Source organism: Nocardia donostiensis (assembly GCF_002081715.1).
GTDB lineage: Bacteria > Actinomycetota > Actinomycetes > Mycobacteriales > Mycobacteriaceae > Nocardia > Nocardia donostiensis.
Genome location: NZ_MUKP01000007.1, coordinates 171,857 through 190,100, shown reverse-complemented (window position 1 = coordinate 190,100; position 18,244 = coordinate 171,857). Strand labels below are relative to the sequence as shown.

The window sequence follows — 18,244 nt, the reverse complement described above, 5'->3', positions numbered from 1 at the left end:
CGGGCGCGTTCCAGGCCGCGCTCCTCCAGTTCGGCCCCGCGGAAGAAGTTCCCACCGCCGATCACCACCGCGACCTGCACCCCGCTGGCGACGACCTCGGCGATCTGCTCGGCGACCGCCTCCACGACATCGGGATCGAGTCCGACCTTGCCGCCGCCGAACATCTCGCCACCGAGTTTCAGCAGTACCCGGCGATATCCTGGGCGGTCGGTCCCCGGGTGCGTCATCGGTCTGCGTCTCCTTCTGCGATCAGCTGGTTCTCTGGGCGGGCACAATGGGCGAACAGCAACTCAGAGCGGCACCTATCCTGCCTTATCCGCTTCGAGCGCACGGCGGCCCCCCACCATTCGGAACAGGCCTGCCAGGAGCCCTTCGTCTCGTACTCCTCGGCAGGGGGCCGATACGACAGAGCCCCTCCGGCAGCGGGTACCGGAGGGGCTCTGGGAGTTCATCAGCTCGCGCCGACTTCGAAGCGGGCGAAGCGGGTGACGGTCACCCCGGCCTCGTCCAGCAGCGCCTTGACGGTCTTCTTCGAATCGGTCACCGACGGCTGCTCGAGCAGTACGACATCCTTGAAGAAGCCGTTGACCCTGCCCTCGGTGATCTTCGGCAGCGCGGCCTCGGGCTTGCCTTCCTCGCGAGCGGTCTGCTCGGCGATGCGGCGCTCGTTCTCCACGATATCGGCGGGGACCTCGTCACGGGTCACGTACTTGGCCTTGAGCGCGGCAACCTGCATCGCGGCGCCGCGGGCGGCCTCGGCGGCAGCGTCGCCTTCGCCGGTGTACTCGACCAGCACGCCGACGGCGGGAGGCAGGTCGGAGGCGCGCTTGTGCAGGTAGGTGGCGACCGGGCCGTCCAGCGAGACGACGCGACGCAGTTCGAGCTTCTCGCCGATCTTGGCGGCCAGCTCCTGCAGGGCGGCATCGGCGGTCTTGCCGTCCACCTCGACGGCCTTGAGCGCGTCCACATCGGCAGGCTTGGCAGCGGCCGCGGCGGTCACGATCTTCTGCGCCAGTTCCTGGAACTCGGCGTTCTTGGCGACGAAGTCGGTCTCGGAGTTGATCTCGACCATCACGCCGTCCTTGGCGGTGACCAGCCCCTCGGCCGTGGTGCGCTCGGCCCGCTTGCCGACGTCCTTGGCGCCCTTGATGCGCAGCAGCTCGACGGCTTTGTCGAAATCACCGTCGGTCTCGGCCAGCGCGTTCTTGCAGTCCATCATTCCGGAGCCGGTGAGCTCCCGGAGCCGCTTCACGTCAGCGGCGGTGTAGTTCGCCATCAGGGGCGAGCCTCCTTCGAGAAAGTCAGGTACTGGGCAGCGGTGGCCACGATGCCAGTACATCGTGGCCACCGCCCGAACAGTGGGTTGACGAGTCTCAGGCCTCGGCCGGAGTCTCGGTCTGCGCCTCGGCCGGGGCCTCGGCGCCGGGGGCGGCCTGCGCCAGCAGTTCCTGCTCCCACTCGGCCAGCGGCTCGCCCGCGCCCGCCTCGGGCTTCTCGTCACCGCCCGAACGGCCTGCCCGCGCCTGCACGCCCTCGGCCACCGCGGAGGCGACGACCTTGGTCAGCAGCGCCGCGGAGCGGATCGCGTCGTCGTTGCCCGGGATCGGGTAATCGACCAGGTCGGGATCGCAGTTGGTGTCCAGGATCGCGATGACCGGGATGTTCAGCTTGCGCGCCTCGCCGACGGCGATGTGCTCCTTGTTGGTGTCGACGACCCAGATGGCCGAAGGCACCTTCGCCATATCGCGGATACCGCCGAGGGTGCGGTCCAGCTTGTTCATCTCACGCGTGAGCATGAGGATTTCCTTCTTGGTGCGGCCCTCGAAACCACCGGTCTGCTCCATGGCCTCGAGTTCCTTGAGGCGCTGCAGCCGCTTGTGCACGGTGGAGAAGTTGGTGAGCATGCCGCCCAGCCAGCGCTGGTTCACATACGGCATCCCGACCCGGGTGGCCTCGGCCGCAATCGACTCCTGCGCCTGCTTCTTGGTGCCGACGAACAGGACGGTGCCGCCGTGGGCGACGGTCTCCTTGACGAACTCGTAGGCCTTGTCGATGTAGGTCAGCGTCTGCTGCAGATCGATGATGTAGATGCCGTTGCGGTCAGTGAAGATGAACCGCTTCATCTTCGGGTTCCAGCGCCGCGTCTGGTGCCCGAAATGCGCGCCGCTGTCGAGCAGCTGCTTCATGGTTACGACAGCCATAGCTCTCGTATCTCTCTTTCGTTGCCGGTTGACGCAGCAGACCGGCGGTCTGCTGCCCTGGCGCCGCCGAACCGTCGGACCCGATCACGATGACCGGGACCAGCCGACAGTTCCCTGTTCCGGATTACGCTGCTGCGGTCGAAGCGCTCGTAGCGAGCGGCGATCCGCAGCGCCGTGGTGGACAAGCATGGGTGGCGCGCGAAGTCGGTCCGTGGCCAGCACGAACCGCTCGACCAGTTTACGGCGAATACTTCGACCAGTGATAATCGCCCTGGTCTACACCCTCGTGAAACGGTGTTTGTCCACACCCGAGCCGGTTGTCCACAATCTCCCGGACCGCCGCCCTGAGGCCGGTCGAGATCGCGAATCTGGGGGTATGACGCCGACCAGGAACTCCCTTCCCCCGTCCCCGATTCCCTGTTTCCCCACGACTCGCCCAGGCCGGGCAATCACGCGGACCAGGAAATCCCGCCGGTTCACCGCACCGACTGATGCGGACCGATCGAATTATGACGGCCTGCTGGTCCGTACTGCCGGAACAGGCGAGTTCGCCGGCCGAAGTCGGGTTGCTCGGTCAACCCGGACCACAGACCTCGGTCGGTCGGGCCATGTCTCCTACCCGCACCATCTCTCCTAGCCGCGCCATGTCTCCTAGCCGCGCCAGGCCTCTAAGCCGCGCCAAATCTCTCAGTCGCGCCAGGGCCCTCACCTGCGTCGTACCCCTCAGATGGGCCAGGCCACTCAACCGCACCACGCTCCTTACCTGGGCTATGTCTCTCCGCCGCGCCGTGCCCCTTACCTGGGCCATATCTCTCCCTCACGCTGTGTCCCCCGCACGGGCCGTGGCCCTCAGCCGGGCCAGGTCCTTCATCCGCGCCATGCCTCCCAGCCGCATCATGTCGATCGCGGTGATCGCGGGGCTACTGCTGCTCACGGCCGCAGCGCAGTCGGGTCGTGCTGGGCCCGAGGCGATGCGCGGGCTTTTCGGTTGGCCGTTGCAGCCTCGGCCCTTGGTGGAGCGGCGGTTCGACAAGCCTGCGCAGGACTGGCTGCCCGGGCATCGTGGGGTGGATCTGGGCGGGTTTGCGGGGCAGGCGGTGCTGGCAGCGGGCGCAGGCATCGTGGTTTTCGCTGGAGCGGTGGCCGGCAGGCCGGTCGTGTCGATCGATCACGACGGTGGTCTGCGGACGACCTACGAGCCGGTCGAGCCCGCGGTGCCGGTGGGGCGGCGGGTGGCGCGGGGCGCCCGGATCGGCGAACTGCTCGCCGGGCACCCCGGCTGCGCTGCTCCCGCGTGTTTGCACTGGGGTCTGCGCCGGGAGCACGGCTCGCGGCCGGGGCGAGAGTATCTCGATCCGCTGGGTTTGCTCCGGATCGCCCCGCTGCGGTTGAAACCCGTGGCTGATATAGACCGGGCCGCGGCGGGTCGCACCGGCGGACGAGAGCAGGCCACCCCGATGATGGGAATGTGCAGCAACGGGACTTCACCTATTCCGAGATCGGCGCGACCAGGGGCGCGCTACCGGTCGACGCGCACCATCTCACCCGACGCCGCATGCTCGGCCACGGGCGCGCACTGTTCGACCGCGTCGGCGACGACATCCTGGCCTTCGCCATCCAGCGCCGCCTCGGCATCTTCCATCGGGCGGCCACGCCGACCGCCGCGCCGGGCGCCGAGGTCACCGTGCGCCTCGGCATCGGCCCGGTCGCCATCACCGCCCCGTGCCGTGTGATCTACGTACTCGACGAACCGAACCGTCGCGGTTTCGCCTACGGGACCCTCACCGGTCACCCGGTCGCAGGCGAAGAACTGTTCGCGGTCGAATACGACCCCGACACCGATACCGTGCACGGCGTCATCACCGCTTTTTCCCGGGCCGCCACCTGGTACACCGCTCTCGGCGGGCCAGCCGTACCGCTGATCCAGCGCCTCATGGCCGACCGCTACCTGTCCGTACTGTCCGCCGACGCTCCGCAGTGACGGATGTTCAGAGAAAGCTCGCCAGGGTATCGGCTTCGGCACGCGACTCCGCGGCGCGGTCGGGACGCCCTGTGGTTTCGTACTCGTCGGCGGCACGCACTAGGTCGGCGATTTCCGCGCGGACGACGGCGGCGATATCGGCTTCGGTGAGATGTTTGCGCGCTACCTCGGCCGCGCCCGGACCGATCGCGCTGTCCTCCAGCGCCGACGCCCTGTGCGTGCCGATATCGACGGATTCGGCGTTGTCGATCGCGGCGATAGCGGATCGCAGTACTGCGACCGTACGCCGGTCCCGGGCCTTCATCGCGGCGGGCAGGGCAGCGCGTAGGCGGTCGCGCAGCGGCGTCGTCTCGGTTGTGCCAGAGGTCATGTGGGCACGGTACGTGCCGATTGCGTAACCGGTCGACAGCATTTCCTCGAGCGGTCACCCGGGACCGACCACGGCCACCGCGAAACCGGCTGCCGCGGTGAACACCACGGCAGCGCTGGTGACAGCGATCACCGAGAGCCGAGGAGGATGCTGTCCGTGGCGGAGTCCACGGCTGCGCAGGTATCCGGCCGCGACCACCGTGAGCATTGTCATCGCGGCCGCGATGGGGGCGATCGAGGCGAGCACAGTGGGATCCCCACCGCGGCGCAGCGCCGAACTCCCCAAGAGCAGGGCGACGAGCATCGCCGCGACCGCGGTACGCCGCCACGCCAGTACGGTGCGCTCGACAGCGAGGGTGCGCTGGGTGGGCGGCCCCGTGCCACTCATCGAACAGGCCCCGAGGAAGCCCCCACCTTCAGTTGTGGGGAGAAATCGAGGTCACACGTTCTTCTGGTTCTCGACATAACGTTTCGCTACCTCCAGGGTCGCGCCGCCGACAGTGGCGACGAAGTAGGAGTTGGTCCACAAGGTGGGTAGATGGGACTCGAGCGAAGGGAACTCGGCTCGCAGTACCCGCGAGGACCGGGCTTTGATGTGCTCGACCAGCCGGTGAATCCCGAACTGTGGATCACAAGAGACGAGTAGATGCACATGGTCGGGCATGGTTTCCAGTTCGATGATGGGGGCGTCGCGTTCGGCGCATACTTCCCGAATGACCTGCTCGATACGCCCGCCGATAACGGGACGTCGATATTTCGGGGTACGCCTCGTTCGTGGTACGCCGCCCCTCGAAGCCGCGCCCGCCGCGACCGGTGGTATCGGGATCGGCTGGGGAGTGTCGGTGACCGCGACGACCACCAGCCCCGACCATGACCTGCCGTACGCGGGGTATCGCCGTCGTTGCGCTGCCGGACTGGCTCGGGCGCAACGCACAATGGCTCGCCGTAGGCGGCCACGCGGGCACGCCCCGAGCAAGGGTTACCTGCGGGCGCGGCGCGAAGCCTCCCGTTTGCACAAGAAAGCAGCGCGGCAGAACACCCACGCGGCGCGGGTGTGGGCTCGCCGCGTGGTCGCCGCCCACCAGATGATCGCTGTCGAGGACTTCACATCGAAATTCCTCGCCCGTTCCACCATGGCCCGCAAAGCAGCGGATGCCGCGATCGGGGCTGCGAAACGTGAACTGATCGAGCGTGCCACGCGGGTGGGGCGGAAGGTGGTGCTGGTTCCGCCCGCCTATACGACGATGACCCGCGCGAATTGTGGTGCGAGAGTCAAGCAGCGGCTCGCGTTGGGTATGCGTGTCTTCCGATGCGTGGCGTGCGGCCACACCGCAGACCGAGACCACAACGCCGCCCACGTGATTTTGGCGGCCACGGAAGAACTCGCCCGTACCAGTGTTGACGACATCAGACATTATCGGCCTCCCTCCGGTGGTGCGGTCCGAGCTGGAAATCCCCCGGCTTCAGCCGTGGGGAAGGGTTAACGCAGCAGCACCGCCATACAGGCGAGCACCGACACGGCGGCGACTCCGACCGACAGGATCGGCACCAGCAGGGTATTCGGCAGCGGACGGCCCGCCCGCATCGCCACGTCGACACGCCGCCAGTGCAGATAGGCGCCGCTCGCGATGATCACAGCAAGCAGTAGACAGCTCATCGCGAGCGCACGCCGGAACCCGGTCAGCCGGAACGGCTCGACCAGAGTGTGCACGGCGACCCCTCCTGCCAGCAGTCCGAGCGAGGTGCGCATCCAGGCGAGAAAGGTGCGCTCATTGGCCAGCGTGAACCGGTAATCGACCTCCGTTTCGCCGTCCTGGGATTCATCGTCCGGATCAGGAAGGGTCATTCCACGCCCTCGACTTCGAAGCCATGGCCCCCATGCTCGGACGAGGCGTCTCCGCCGTATCGCGGCGCGAACACAGGTCTGGATGACACGGTTACCCTCTTGTCTGGTCGGCTCGAGCACGTGGATCCGCTGGTGAGCGTATTGCGCCCAGCAGCAGGACGCCAGCGTGGGGACCGCGGCGGTCCCGAAGTCCTCTCCGGTCCTGGGCCCGGCCGTCATAGCGACCGCACGGCCTCGGCACGAACAACCCAAAGCGATCCGAGCACGACAGGGGCTCCTCACGCTCGGGGCGGCCTGGCCGTGAACCTTCTTCGCACAGCCCCGCAGACACGCGTACGGAACTGACAGCGGCCACACCGACACGGCCGAAGAGTTCCTGGAGGACCGAAAAAGGTTCCGCACCGCCAGCTTCCCGGCACGGAGCAACCCGAAACGATCCAAGCACGACGGAGGCTCCTCACGCTCGGGGGTGGGCCTGGTCGTGGGCTTTCTTCAGGCGGTCGACGGAGACGTGTGTGTAGAGCTGGGTGGTGGCCAGGCTGGCATGGCCGAGTAGTTCCTGGACGACGCGTAGGTCGGCGCCGCCTTCGAGTAGATGGGTGGCGGCCGAGTGGCGCAGGCCGTGGGGGCCGGTGTCCGGTGCGCCCGGGATGGCGGAAACCACCTCGTGGACGACGGTTCTGGCCTGGCGTTGGTCGAGTCGTTTTCCGCGACGGCCGAGCAGCAGCGCCCGGCCGGATTCGGGGATGGCCAGCAGGGGCCTGCCGTAGCGTAGCCAATTGCCGAGTGCGTCGTCGGCCGGTGTGCCGAACGGCGCCGACCGTTCTTTGTTGCCTTTGCCCAATACTCGGACCAGTCTGCGTTCGCGGTCGATATCGTCGATATCGAGTCCGCACAGTTCGCCGACCCGGATACCGGTGGCGTACAGCAACTCCACGATCGCGCGGTCTCGCAGCGCCATCGGGTCATGTTGCGCCGCACCGGATTCTGCCGCGTTCATCGCCTGCTCGGCCTGCTGCCGCCCGAGGACCGCGGGCAGCACCCTATGCGCTGTGGGCGCGGCGAGCCGCAGGCCCGGATCGGCGGTGAGACGGCCGGTATGGGTCAGCCATGCGGTAAACGTCCGCGCCGCCGAGGCCCGGCGCGCGATCGTGGCGCGCGCGATCCCGCCGGCCGTTTGCGCAGCCAGCCAGGACCGCAGCAACCCGAGGTCCAGTTCTCGCACGGCGGCATCGGGCGACTGGCCGACCAGATGCGCGAGCAGCGACCTGGCGTCACCCAGATAAGCCCGCACTGTATGCGCCGACCGATTGCGCCCCAGCCGCAGATGCCGCCCGTACTCGGCGAGCAACGCCTCCAGATCCTCGGGCAACTCGTTCACCCGACAACCTTCACCCGCTCGGACCACTATGGCAACCACCCGCGCCGGTTACAGCTGCTGCACAAATCGCCATGTGGGCGCCGCCTTCCCGTTCCATGATGCGACCGGAAAGCACGCGGGACGCCCGCAGTCGATCGAGCCGGATCCAACGGTCCAACGAGCGGGGCGGAGCCAGGTTGCAGGGCAGCAGCTCCCGCTGGCGCCCAGCGCGGACGGGCTGGACCGTCTCGCTCGGGCCGATGTGAGTGCGCTTGCGCTCGCCGGGATAGCAGTCGGTGAATGGCCGCGATTCTGTGGGCGGCCCTCACCTCGACTGCCCAGCACGGCATACCGCTCGTGTCCCATCCTCAGCGCAAGCGCGGCCTCCCCCACAGGCGGAACAACGACGCCCCTCCAATGGCACGTCGCGATACCAGCCAGACCGCCCCCCGACGGCCACTCGACTGGTTCCAGAGCTCCCAGGGCAGCAACACGCGCGGCTGGCGCCGCCCAGAGGCCCCGACACCGTCGACCTGCCCGATGCGCTTCGTACCCGGGCGGAACACCGTCAGGCCTTCAACGGTCGGATGCAGTACCAGCCCGAACCGTTCACACCCGCCGATCCGGCCGGCTCCAGGGCTGTAAGGCAGCAGCGTGCTCGGGGCCACCTCCGGCGGGTGCGGCCGCCGGTGCGAACATCAGCCAGCCGAGCGGAGCATGCGCCGGTGTCGCCCTGCGGCTCCGCATCTTGTGAAGAAACTCGTCGCCGTCTGTTCGACGGTGGCCGGTCACCGGCTGCCCTGCACCGTCCATCGGCCCAATGTTCTTGACCTCCTCCCCCCAGAAGGAAGGGGATTCCAACCGTCGCGAGTTGGTTTTCGGAGTTTCACCGCAGTCAGCTGAAAGGCCAAGCTTTGTGCGGTCTTACGTCCGCTCCGCGGGCGTTCATGTCTTCGCCCACCCGGCGGCGACAGATCGGGCACTACCAGATGCACTGTCCTCCGCCTGAACATGGAAACGTGCGCACTCCGTTCGCTGGATCAGGACGGTGGGAGGCGATACCAGCCGGAACCGTCCATACCGGCTAGTCCGGCCAGTTCCAGGGCGGGCAGGACGGATCGGACGGTGCTCAGTGGTAGTCCGGAGCGCCGGCACAGTTCGTAGGGTTGGCGGGAGCCGGTGACGGGCAGGGCGGCGTAGACCAGGGCTTGGTTACCGGGCAAAGGTTCCCCCGGCCCGTCGGTTCGGCCGGCGGTCACAGCGCCCAACGGGCCGGCTTCGGCGAGGATTTCCTCGGTTCTGGTCACCAGCAGTGCCTCGCCTTCGCGGATCATCAGGTGGCAGCCGGCCGAGGCCGCGGAGTGCACCGAGCCCGGAACTGCCAGCGCCGGACGGCCCATCCGGCGCGCCCATTTCACGGTGTTGCGCGCACCGCTGCGCAACCCCGCCTCGACCACCAGCACCCCGTCGGCGAGGGCAGCGACGAGGCGGTTGCGGGCAAGGAAATGGTGTTTGCGCGCCGTCGTACCCGGAGCGTATTCGCTGACCACGAGCCCGGTTTCGGCGACCTGAGCGAGCAGTCGTTCGTGCTGGGCAGGGTAGGGGCGATCGACGCCGCAGGCCAGCACGGCGATGGTGGTGCCGCCGACGGACAGTGCCGCACGGTGGGCCATGGCGTCGATTCCGAACGCAGCCCCGGAGACGATCGTCCACCCGCGCGCAGCCAGATCACCAGCGATCTCGCCCGTCACCCGGTCGCCGTAACCACTGCTGCAGCGCGCTCCGACCACGGCCAGCGCACGTTCGCTGGCTTCGAGCAGCGAGCGGCTCCCTCGCGCCCACAGCACCAGCGGTATCGCGGCATCGCGGTCGGTGCCCGGGTCGAGCCTGCTCAAAACGAGCAGCCGCCAGGCAGGCCATTCCGGGTCGTCGGGAGTTATCACGCGTCCGCCGATACTGTGTATCCGTTCCAGATCGCGGGCGGCGCTATCGATTCCGCGTCGATGTTCGGTGGGCCCGCGCAGCACCTCCGGCAGCTCACATTCGCGGACCGCTCGCGCCGCATCCAGCACCCCGACCGATTCGATCAACGCCGACAGCGGTGCGCATGGCCCTTCGACCACCCGCGACAGGAACATCCATGCCAGCTGCCTCGCCTCCTGGGCGGACGCCGCATGGTCACGACCGGGCTCTGGAACGCGAGCGCCCCGCTCGAGACCGGTCATTGCACACCTCGCTGCCGGAAGTTCAATGCCAGCATCACATCGTCGGCAGTAGGCGCTTTCCCGCCGCGCAGATCGCAGATCGTCCACGCGACCCGGATGGCACGATCAGCGCCGCGTGCCGACAGCCGTCCCGTGCGCAGAGCCGCCTCCACCGGAGCGGTCGTTTCGGGTGGCAACCGGAACCGTTGCCGCAGTATGTGTCCCGGGACTTCACCATTGGTCCGCCACCCGTATTCGCGCCACCGGTCCGCGGCGACGGCGCGGGCGACGGTGACCCGCTCGCGCACCTGCTGGCTGCTCTCCGATTCCTCGGCGCGGAAAGTCGCTCCCGCCGTGCCGTGCATCTGTACCCAGATATCGGTGCGATCCATCAGAGGCCCGGACAGTTTGCCCAGATACCGGCGGCGAGCCAGGGGTGCGCAGATGCAGTCCACATCGCGCGCTGGCGCGCACGGGCAAGGATTGGCAGCCAGCATGAGCTGGAACCGCGCCGGATACCGGGCGACGCCGTCGCGGCGCGCGATCCGGACTTCACCTTCCTCCAGGGGAGTCCGCATCGCTTCCAGCACCTTTGTTCCGATTTCAGCGCATTCGTCCAGGAACAGCACGCCGCGGTGCGCCCGGCTCACCGCTCCCGGCCTTGCCGATCCCGACCCGCCGCCCACCATGGCGGTCACCGATGTCGAATGATGCGGTGCGACAAACGGTGGCATGGTGATCAGCGGGTGTTCGCCGGAGAGGGTGCCCGCGACCGAGTGAATGGCGGTCACCTCCAGCGCCTCGTGTTCCGACAGTGGCGGAAGCAGACCGGGAAGCCGTTGCGCCAGCATCGTTTTGCCGATCCCTGGTGGACCGGTGAGCAGTAGATGATGCCCACCTGCCGCAGCGACCTCCAATGCCCATCGCGCCTCGTGCTGGCCGACCACCTCCCGCAGGTCGCCCTCGGTGCGCGATTGCTGGAGCAGCTCACCGTCGGGCTCGCTGAGCGTGCCCTCCCCACGCAGCCACGCCAGCGCCGCCCGCAGACTGGGCGCGCCGAGCACGGCGATCCCGGTCACCAGTCCCGCTTCGGCGAGCGCTGCCTCCGGCACCACGGCGATCTTCCGTCCCGCTTTCCGCGCCGCCAATACCGCGGGCAGGATGCCGCGTACCCTGCGCAGGCGTCCGTCGAGCGCGAGTTCACCGAGCAGCACCGTTTCCGCGAGACGGGTGGCGGGAATGGCGTCGGCGGCGTCCAGCACCGCGGCGGCAAGGGCCAGGTCGTAGACGCTGCCGACCTTGGGCAAGGTGGCAGGCGACAGCGCGAGGGTCACGCGCCCGTCGGGCCATTTCTCGCCCGAGTTGGCCACCGCGGCACGCACCCGGTCTCGCGACTCCTGCAACGAGGTGTCGGGCAAGCCGACCAGATGCACCGAGGGCAGTCCCTGCCCGATATCGGCTTCTATTTCCACCAACTGCCCGTCGACGCCGTTGACGGCGATCGAGCACGCGAGCCCGAGCGCCATCAGAACACTGCTTTCAGATGCTGGATGGCCGGCGCCTTGTCCCGGCTGAGCAGAATGGAGACGACATCGAACCGGATGCGCCGCCACGGTCCGTCCTGCTCGGTCAGCCACACCAGCGCAAGCCGCCGGATGCGCTGGCGTTTGGCGAAGGTCACCGCTTCCGCGGGCGCCCCGTAGGCGAGCCCTGATCTGGTTTTCACTTCGACGAACGCAGTGACGCCCGCGTCCCGCGCGATCAGATCCAGTTCGCCGTACCGGCAACGCCAGTTCCGGCAGATGATCTCCATGCCCGCGGCCTGCAGGTGTCGTACCGCCAGATCTTCCCCGTGTGCGCCGAGCGCCGTGTTGTGTGTCACCGGGCCAGTCTGGGTCCGGCGCATCCTCGGCGTATCCCGCTGACCTGGGCCTATGAAAAGCCTGTGGATAACTGCGCCCCTGTGGACACATCGCAGGAGGAACCGGCCGCGACAACAGCCGCACCCGTTGCACCGACCGAGATCTTCGCAGGTGGGACGGTGTTTATGTCGTGCTACTACTCAGGCAGCCGCAGATCCGGTTTCTCGAGTTCTTCGATATTGACGTCCTTGAACGTGATCACCCGGACATGCTTGACGAACCGCGCGGGCCGGTACATATCCCACACCCAGGCGTCGCTCATCCGCACCTCGAAGTACACCTCGCCGTCCGCGTTCTGCGGCCGCAACTCCACGGAGTTGGCCAGATAGAAGCGGCGCTCGGTCTCCACCACGTACGAAAATTGCCCGACGATGTCCTTGTACTCCCGGTACAACGAGAGCTCCATCTCGGTTTCGTACTTCTCGAGGTCCTCAGCACTCATCGGGTGGGACGTCCTCCTTCTCGCCGCACTGCGTGTGCAGACATCATCGCTCATCGCGCACGACGCTGTCACCGTGGGCTGTGCCTCTGCGGCCCCTGTGGCCGCTACGGCCGATCAGGCCGCGCCGTCGGCGCTCGCTTCCTCGCACACCACATCGTCCTGGGTCAGCAGCAGTCCGGTGTGTTCGCGCACGTTGCGCCAGGAGCGGCGGTGCTCGTCGCAGGGGCCGAGGCGGCGCAGCGCGGCGGTGTGTTCGGGGGTGTTGTAGCCCTTGTGGGTGGCGAACCCGTAGCCGGGGAGCCTGCGGTCCAGATCGATCATCATCCGGTCCCGGGTGACCTTGGCCAGGATGCTGGCCGCGGCGATACACGCGGCGGCACCGTCACCGCCGATAACAGGCAGCGACGGCACCGGCAGCCCCGGCACCCGGAAACCGTCGGTGAGCACGTAACCGGGTGGGCGACCGAGTCCGGCCACCGCCCGGCGCATGCCCTCGATATTGGCGACGTGGATGCCGATGGCGTCGATCTCCCAAGCGGGGATCACCACGACCTGCCAGGCCAGCGCCAACCGGGTGATCACCGGATACAACGATTCCCGGGTGGCTTCGTTGAGTTTCTTCGAGTCGTCGAGTCCGGCTAGTGCGTCATGGGCCTTGGGCGCGAGCACGCAGGCGGCCACCACCAGCGGGCCCGCGCTCGGCCCGCGCCCCGCCTCGTCGACTCCGGCGACGGGGCCGAGGCCGCTGCGGATCAGCGCCGCCTCCAGGGTGCGCAGGCCGGAAGCTTTACGCATCACCACTCGCGGCGGCCAATTCCGGTTCCGGACGGCCGGTACCACCGGACGGCCGCGGCTGCTCACCCGGTTACCTTGTGCCACCTGAACTACCCCACTACCCGATTATCGCGCGTGCGCGCCGTCAGTTCGCCTGTGGATTCACCGAAGCGATGGGCCCGATCCGCCCGGGTGGCCAGATCTTGAACACGGCCTTGCCGCGGACGTTGTCGATCGGGACAGTGCCCTGCAGTTCGTCGCCGACATGAGCGCGGGAATCGGCGGATTCGTTGCGATTGTCGCCCATCACCCACAGGTGGTCCTCGGGCACAGTGACCGGGCCGAAGACCCGTCCGGCCGGGTAGGCGGCGTTCTGCTGACCAGGAAACCAGGGGTAGTCGTCTTCGACATACGGTTCGTCCAGCGGTTCGCCGTCGACCATCACCCGCCCCTGGGGGTCACAGCATTCCACGGTCTGACCACCGACCGCGATCACGCGTTTCACCAGGTCGTTCTCATCGGGCGGAACGAGCCCGAAGAAGGAGAAGAAGTTCTGCACCCCACGAACGACCGGGTTGTCGGAACGGATCGACCGGTAGTGGGTGTTCCAGGACGGCGGGCCGACGAAGACCACGACATCACCGGGTTGCGGTTCGTTCCAGTTGTACGTCACCTTCTGCACATAGATCCGGTCGCCGGTGCAGCCTGCGCAGCCGTGCAGGGTCGGCTCCATCGACTGGGACGGGATCACATAGGGCCGTCCGACGAAGGTCACCATCAACGCGGCGATCAACGCGGCGATCACCAGCAGGATCGGCAGCTCCTGCCAGAACGGCCGCTGCTTCTTCTGCTTCGCGCGCCGTTTCGCGCGACGGCCCCCTGATCGTCCGTCGTCTGATCCGGACACCGATACCGACCCACTTTCGTCTGCCACGCCGAACAGAGTAGCCCGGCGCCGCGAGGTTGCATGCGGTGCCGGGCTATCCGAGTTTCAGTGTCCCGCCGGGCCGTTCGTCACGACCGATGGCAGGTTGCTGCGCTGCGCTGGAGCAGGTCAGCGCTTTTCCTTGATCTTGGCGGCCTTACCGCGCAGCTCGCGCAGGTAGTACAGCTTGGCGCGGCGCACGTCACCGCGGGTCACCACCTCGATGTGATCGATATTGGGGCTGTGCACCGGGAAGGTGCGCTCCACACCGATGCCGAACGACACCTTGCGAACGGTGAAGGTCTCGCGGATGCCACCGCCCTGGCGCCGGATGACGACGCCCTTGAAGACCTGGATACGTTCCTTCGAGCCTTCGATGACCTTCACGTGCACATTCAGGGTGTCACCCGGCCGGAAGTCGGGTACGTCGCTGCGCAGCGACTTCTCGTCGACGAAGTCAAGGGTGTTCATGTTCATCCTTCTTGGGTTCGCGCGAACAGAGGAACCTGGCGGCTGAAGGCTCGACCGGTTCGTGCTCCGAATTAGGGGATGCGCCGGGCCGAGATGCACCCAGGGCAACCCGTGCATTGTGCCAGATCAGCACAGTGCGTCGAAAATCGCCCCGCCGCGTTCAGTCGTGCCCCGGGCTCCCGGCCGGTGGCGACGCCTCGGGTTCACGGGACCAGACGTGATGGCGGTGCGGGGCGGGTGGGGCGGCGACGACGGTGCGCTGCAGTTCGGCTTCGGCCGCCGTCCGCACATGCTCCACATCGGGCTTACCGGCGACCAGGTCCTGCACGAATATCTTGGCGCGGATCACCGGCCTGCGGTAACGCCGTTCCCGGGCGACAGCCCGGACCATGAGGCGGCCGCGGTCAGCGTAACGCCAGCGTGCCCACGGCGCGCCGGGGCGGCTCAATCGCAGCGCACCGACGACAAGCAGCGGCAGGAAGAACATGCCGAACAGGCCGGTCCAGATCTTGCCCTTGGCGATCACTATCGCGGCAAGCGCCAGATTGAGCACCGCGAACCCCGCGACCAGCCCCCGCGCCTCGATGCTGGGATCGTGACGGAAGTCGTTGACCTCGAGCAGCCACAGCGGATGGAAACCCAGTAGCAGCAGGCCGGTGACGGCGACCGCGACGAACACCGCATCGACCGAGGTGCGGCCCTGCTCCTCCCAGTACACGTCACGCAGATAGAAGATCAGCGCGAATTCGTCGAGCACCAGCGCCGCGCCGACACCGAACGAGGCCGCCAGCACCGACGCGAGGCCGACGCTCGCGTCGGCGTAGTTGCTGATCATCCCGATACCGGAGGCCAGCACCAGGATCACCCCGAACACCATGTGGTGGATGTGCACCCCGTTGGAGCGCAGGTTGCCCGGCCACCAGCGCACCTGCGCCCGGATCAGCCGGACGCTGACCCGGATCAACAGGAACCCGACAATGAAACCGAACAGGAAGCACAGCAGCGGAAGTTTGCCTTCGGCAACTACGTCGTCGGCGAGCCACCGTCGCATCCGCTGCCCCGCTTCTCCTACCGCTACTTCCCGAAACCGGCACGCCGCAACGCGTCGGCCATGGCGCCGTTGACGGGCGCCTCGCGCCGCTGATTGCGCCCCTGACCCTGATCACGTCCCTGACCACGGCCGCCATGGCCACGCGCCCTGCTCTGCCCCTGATTGACACGGCCCTGCCCCTGATCGGCCCGTCCCTGCCCCTGATTGCGCCCCTGACCGCCGCGGCCGGCCCGTCCCTGGCCGTTTCGGCTCTCGGGCCGGACGTCGCCGCCGCGACCGCGCTCGCCCTGACCACGACCGCGTTCGGGTTTCGCCGCGCCTGGTTCATCGTCCAGCCGCAACGACAACCCGATGCGCTGACGTGCGATATCGACTTCGAGCACCTTGACCTTCACCACATCACCGGATTTGACGACCTCCCGCGGATCGTTGACGAAATTGTGCGACATGGCCGACACATGCACCAGACCGTCCTGGTGCACCCCGACATCGACGAACGCGCCGAAAGCGGCCACATTGGTGACCACCCCTTCGAGGACCATGCCGGGGGTCAGGTCGGCGACCTTCTCGATGCCCGCCGCGAATTCGGCGGTTTTGAATTCCGGGCGCGGGTCGCGGCCCGGTTTCTCCAGCTCGCTGATGATGTCGGTGACCGTCGGCACACCGAACTTCTCGTCGGTGAAATCGCCGGGCCGCAGCGCACGCAGCACCGAACTGTTGCCGATGACCTCCGCGATGCCGGTCCCGGTCGAGTCGAGGATGCGCCGCACCACCGGGTAGGCCTCCGGGTGCACCGCCGAGGTGTCGAGTGGGTCGTCGCCCCCACGAATGCGCAGGAAGCCCGCGCACTGTTCGAATGCTTTCGGCCCCAGTCGCGGCACGTCGAGCAGCGCGGTGCGGCTGCGGAACGGGCCGTGCCGGTCCCGGTGGCCAACGATGCTTTCGGCGACGGAACCGGAGATACCGGACACTCGCGACAGCAGCGGCACCGAGGCGGTGTTGACGTCGACACCGACGGCGTTCACTGCGTCTTCGACGACCGCGCCCAGCGAACGGGCCAGCAGAGTCTCGGAGATATCGTGCTGGTATTGCCCGACACCGATCGACTTCGGCTCGATCTTGACCAGTTCGGCCAGCGGGTCCTGCAGCCGCCGCGCGATCGATACCGCACCGCGCAGCGAGACGTCGAGATCCGGCAGTTCCTGCGAGGCATAGGCGGAGGCCGAATACACCGAGGCGCCCGCTTCCGACACCACGATCTTGGTGGGTTTGTTCTCCGGGATGCGCGAGATGAGTTCGGCGGCCAGCGCATCGGTCTCCCGGGACGCGGTGCCGTTGCCGATGGCGATGAGTTCGACCCCGAACCTGGCCACCAGCGCGCCGAGTACGGCCAGCGATTTCTCCGTCTGGTTCTGCGGTTTGTGCGGGTAGATCACCTCGGTGGCGACCACTTTGCCGGTGGCGTCGACAACGGCGACCTTCACCCCGGTGCGGTAACCGGGGTCGAGGCCCATGGTGGCGCGGGTGCCCGCGGGCGCGGCGAGCAGCAAGTCTCGCAGGTTCGTGGCGAATACCTCGACCGCGTCCTGTTCGGCCGCCTGACGAAGGCGCATCCTGATGTCGATACCGAGGCTGACCAGTAGCTTGGTCCGCCACGCCCAGCGCACCGTGTCCAGCAGCCAGCGGTCGGCCGCCCTGCCCCGGTCGGCGATACCGAACCGCACCGCGATCCGGCCTTCGTAGACGCTGGGGGCGGTTTCGGCGGTTTCCTCGGCGGTCGCGGCGGGTTCGGGATCGAGATGCAGAGACAGCACCTCTTCCTTCTCCCCGCGCAGCAGGGCCAGGATGCGGTGGGAGGGCAGCGAGGTGAACTCTTCGCTGAAGTCGAAGTAGTCGGCGAACTTCGCGCCCGCTTCCTCCTTACCTGCGCGCACTGTCGAGGTGAGCCTGCCCCGGTGCCACATCAGTTCGCGCAGCTCGCCGACCAGGTCGGCGTCTTCGGCGAAACGTTCCACCAGGATTGCGCGGGCCCCGTCGAGCTGTTCGACGGTGTAGCCTGCCGGGTCGGTGGCCGGATCGGTGAGCAGAGCGTCGGCGACCGGTTCGTGCCCGGCTTCACGGGCGATCTGGGCTTTGGTGCGCCGCTTGGGTTTGTAGGGCAGGTAGATGTCTTCCAAGCGCGCCTTGGTTTCGGCCAGCAGCAGCTGCTGGTGCAGCGCGTCGTCGAGTTTGCCCTGGCCACGAATGGATTCGATGATCGTGCGCCGACGCTCGTCGAGTTCGCGCAGGTAGTGCAGCCGTTCTTCGAGGGTGCGCAATTGGGCGTCGTCGAGGCCGCCGGTGACTTCCTTGCGGTAGCGGGCGATGAACGGAACGGTGGAACCGGCGTCGAGCAGTTCCACCGCGGCCCGCACCTGGGTTTCCCGCACGCCCAGCTCGTCGGCAATCCGGCGGCCGACTGTGCCGAGCGCTTGCGGCGCGGCGGTGCCCGGCTCGGTCGCGGTGTCGGCGAGGGCCGGTTCGGCGCTCACAGGGGCGGCACCAGCCGTCTCGGGGCTGTTCGTCTGGGGACTTGCGGTCTCAGGCGCTGTCGTCACGTCCCGCACACTACCGTCGGCAGCCGACAGCCCGGACCGGCCCAGCCGCCGCCACGCCGGACCCGGTCACCGCCGCCCGGGCTGTTCCCGCGGCGGCGGTT

The 18,244-nt window shown here is 67.8% G+C and carries 18 protein-coding genes and 2 pseudogenes; 3 read left to right on the top strand and 17 right to left on the bottom strand.

The features are described from left to right. The 3 genes from B0T44_RS07320 to rpsB all read right to left on the bottom strand — a co-directional run. Nucleotides 1-227, bottom strand: a 227-nt coding sequence (locus B0T44_RS07320; RefSeq protein ID WP_438269015.1) for an amino acid kinase family protein, incomplete at its 3' end; no start/stop codon positions are given. Nucleotides 228-451: 224 nt separating this feature from the next. Continuing rightward, the gene (gene tsf, locus B0T44_RS07315) at nucleotides 452-1,276 is read right to left on the bottom strand and encodes a translation elongation factor Ts (protein WP_077115886.1); all 825 of its coding nucleotides are present in this window, start codon (nucleotides 1,274-1,276) and stop codon (nucleotides 452-454) included. Between the two features lie 97 nt (nucleotides 1,277-1,373). After that, nucleotides 1,374-2,201 (bottom strand): 30S ribosomal protein S2, encoded by an 828-nt coding sequence (gene rpsB, locus B0T44_RS07310; RefSeq protein ID WP_077115885.1) that lies wholly within the window; start codon nucleotides 2,199-2,201, stop codon nucleotides 1,374-1,376. Nucleotides 2,202-3,172: 971 nt separating this feature from the next. On the opposite strand from rpsB, the pseudogene B0T44_RS27920 reads away from it, so the two are divergent. Continuing rightward, nucleotides 3,173-3,601, top strand: a pseudogene (locus B0T44_RS27920) (M23 family metallopeptidase); the annotation flags it as partial. Between the two features lie 68 nt (nucleotides 3,602-3,669). Continuing rightward, the gene (locus B0T44_RS27915) at nucleotides 3,670-4,182 is read left to right on the top strand and encodes a DUF1990 domain-containing protein (protein ID WP_077115884.1); all 513 of its coding nucleotides are present in this window, start codon (nucleotides 3,670-3,672) and stop codon (nucleotides 4,180-4,182) included. Between the two features lie 7 nt (nucleotides 4,183-4,189). Here the strand turns inward: B0T44_RS27915 and B0T44_RS07295 are convergent, their stop codons facing one another. From B0T44_RS07295 to tnpA, 3 genes and pseudogenes are all read right to left on the bottom strand, one after another. Further along, a complete protein-coding gene (locus tag B0T44_RS07295; RefSeq protein WP_077115949.1) occupies nucleotides 4,190-4,552 on the bottom strand; it encodes a GatB/YqeY domain-containing protein in 363 nt (120 codons plus the stop codon). Nucleotides 4,553-4,606: 54 nt separating this feature from the next. Further along, a complete protein-coding gene (locus B0T44_RS07290; protein WP_077115883.1) occupies nucleotides 4,607-4,939 on the bottom strand; it encodes a DUF202 domain-containing protein in 333 nt (110 codons plus the stop codon). Between the two features lie 51 nt (nucleotides 4,940-4,990). Beyond that, nucleotides 4,991-5,311 (bottom strand): annotated as a pseudogene (gene tnpA, locus B0T44_RS07285) (IS200/IS605 family transposase); the annotation flags it as partial. On the opposite strand from tnpA, the gene B0T44_RS07280 reads away from it, so the two are divergent. Continuing rightward, a complete protein-coding gene (locus tag B0T44_RS07280; protein WP_139347751.1) occupies nucleotides 5,214-6,035 on the top strand; it encodes an RNA-guided endonuclease TnpB family protein in 822 nt (273 codons plus the stop codon). The pseudogene tnpA and the gene B0T44_RS07280 sit on opposite strands and share 98 nt — an antisense overlap. Here the strand turns inward: B0T44_RS07280 and B0T44_RS07275 are convergent. From B0T44_RS07275 to B0T44_RS07225, 11 genes are all read right to left on the bottom strand, one after another. Continuing rightward, complete coding sequence (locus tag B0T44_RS07275) at nucleotides 6,032-6,397, bottom strand: YidH family protein (RefSeq protein ID WP_077115882.1); 366 nt, start codon at nucleotides 6,395-6,397, stop codon at nucleotides 6,032-6,034. The two genes, B0T44_RS07280 and B0T44_RS07275, sit on opposite strands and share 4 nt — an antisense overlap. Nucleotides 6,398-6,854: 457 nt before the next feature. Continuing rightward, on the bottom strand, nucleotides 6,855-7,778 hold the full coding sequence (locus B0T44_RS07270) for a tyrosine recombinase XerC (RefSeq protein WP_175647972.1): 924 nt from the start codon (nucleotides 7,776-7,778) through the stop codon (nucleotides 6,855-6,857). A 1,019-nt stretch (nucleotides 7,779-8,797) separates the two neighbouring features. Then, nucleotides 8,798-9,982, bottom strand: coding sequence for a DNA-processing protein DprA (gene dprA, locus B0T44_RS07265; RefSeq protein WP_081511737.1), 1,185 nt, complete (start codon nucleotides 9,980-9,982; stop codon nucleotides 8,798-8,800). Further along, nucleotides 9,979-11,487 carry a YifB family Mg chelatase-like AAA ATPase gene (locus tag B0T44_RS07260; protein WP_077115881.1) on the bottom strand — a complete coding sequence of 503 codons (1,509 nt, stop codon included), beginning with the start codon at nucleotides 11,485-11,487 and terminating at the stop codon, nucleotides 9,979-9,981. The genes dprA and B0T44_RS07260 overlap by 4 nt, the downstream gene beginning before the upstream one ends. Next, the gene (locus B0T44_RS07255) at nucleotides 11,487-11,843 is read right to left on the bottom strand and encodes a YraN family protein (RefSeq protein WP_077115880.1); all 357 of its coding nucleotides are present in this window, start codon (nucleotides 11,841-11,843) and stop codon (nucleotides 11,487-11,489) included. Before B0T44_RS07255 ends, B0T44_RS07260 begins: the two co-directional genes overlap by 1 nt. A gap of 176 nt (nucleotides 11,844-12,019) precedes the next feature. Continuing rightward, complete coding sequence (locus B0T44_RS07250; protein ID WP_011210678.1) at nucleotides 12,020-12,325, bottom strand: DUF2469 domain-containing protein; 306 nt, start codon at nucleotides 12,323-12,325, stop codon at nucleotides 12,020-12,022. Between the two features lie 114 nt (nucleotides 12,326-12,439). Next, the gene (locus B0T44_RS07245; RefSeq protein WP_254893663.1) at nucleotides 12,440-13,186 is read right to left on the bottom strand and encodes a ribonuclease HII; all 747 of its coding nucleotides are present in this window, start codon (nucleotides 13,184-13,186) and stop codon (nucleotides 12,440-12,442) included. Nucleotides 13,187-13,244: 58 nt separating this feature from the next. Beyond that, nucleotides 13,245-14,033, bottom strand: coding sequence for a signal peptidase I (gene lepB / locus B0T44_RS07240; protein WP_425436841.1), 789 nt, complete (start codon nucleotides 14,031-14,033; stop codon nucleotides 13,245-13,247). A gap of 120 nt (nucleotides 14,034-14,153) precedes the next feature. Continuing rightward, the gene (gene rplS / locus B0T44_RS07235; RefSeq protein WP_077115942.1) at nucleotides 14,154-14,495 is read right to left on the bottom strand and encodes a 50S ribosomal protein L19; all 342 of its coding nucleotides are present in this window, start codon (nucleotides 14,493-14,495) and stop codon (nucleotides 14,154-14,156) included. Nucleotides 14,496-14,655: 160 nt separating this feature from the next. Beyond that, a complete protein-coding gene (locus B0T44_RS07230; RefSeq protein WP_077115879.1) occupies nucleotides 14,656-15,546 on the bottom strand; it encodes a hypothetical protein in 891 nt (296 codons plus the stop codon). Nucleotides 15,547-15,569: 23 nt separating this feature from the next. Beyond that, the gene (locus B0T44_RS07225) at nucleotides 15,570-18,143 is read right to left on the bottom strand and encodes a Tex family protein (RefSeq protein ID WP_425436840.1); all 2,574 of its coding nucleotides are present in this window, start codon (nucleotides 18,141-18,143) and stop codon (nucleotides 15,570-15,572) included. Nucleotides 18,144-18,244 lie beyond the last annotated feature (101 nt).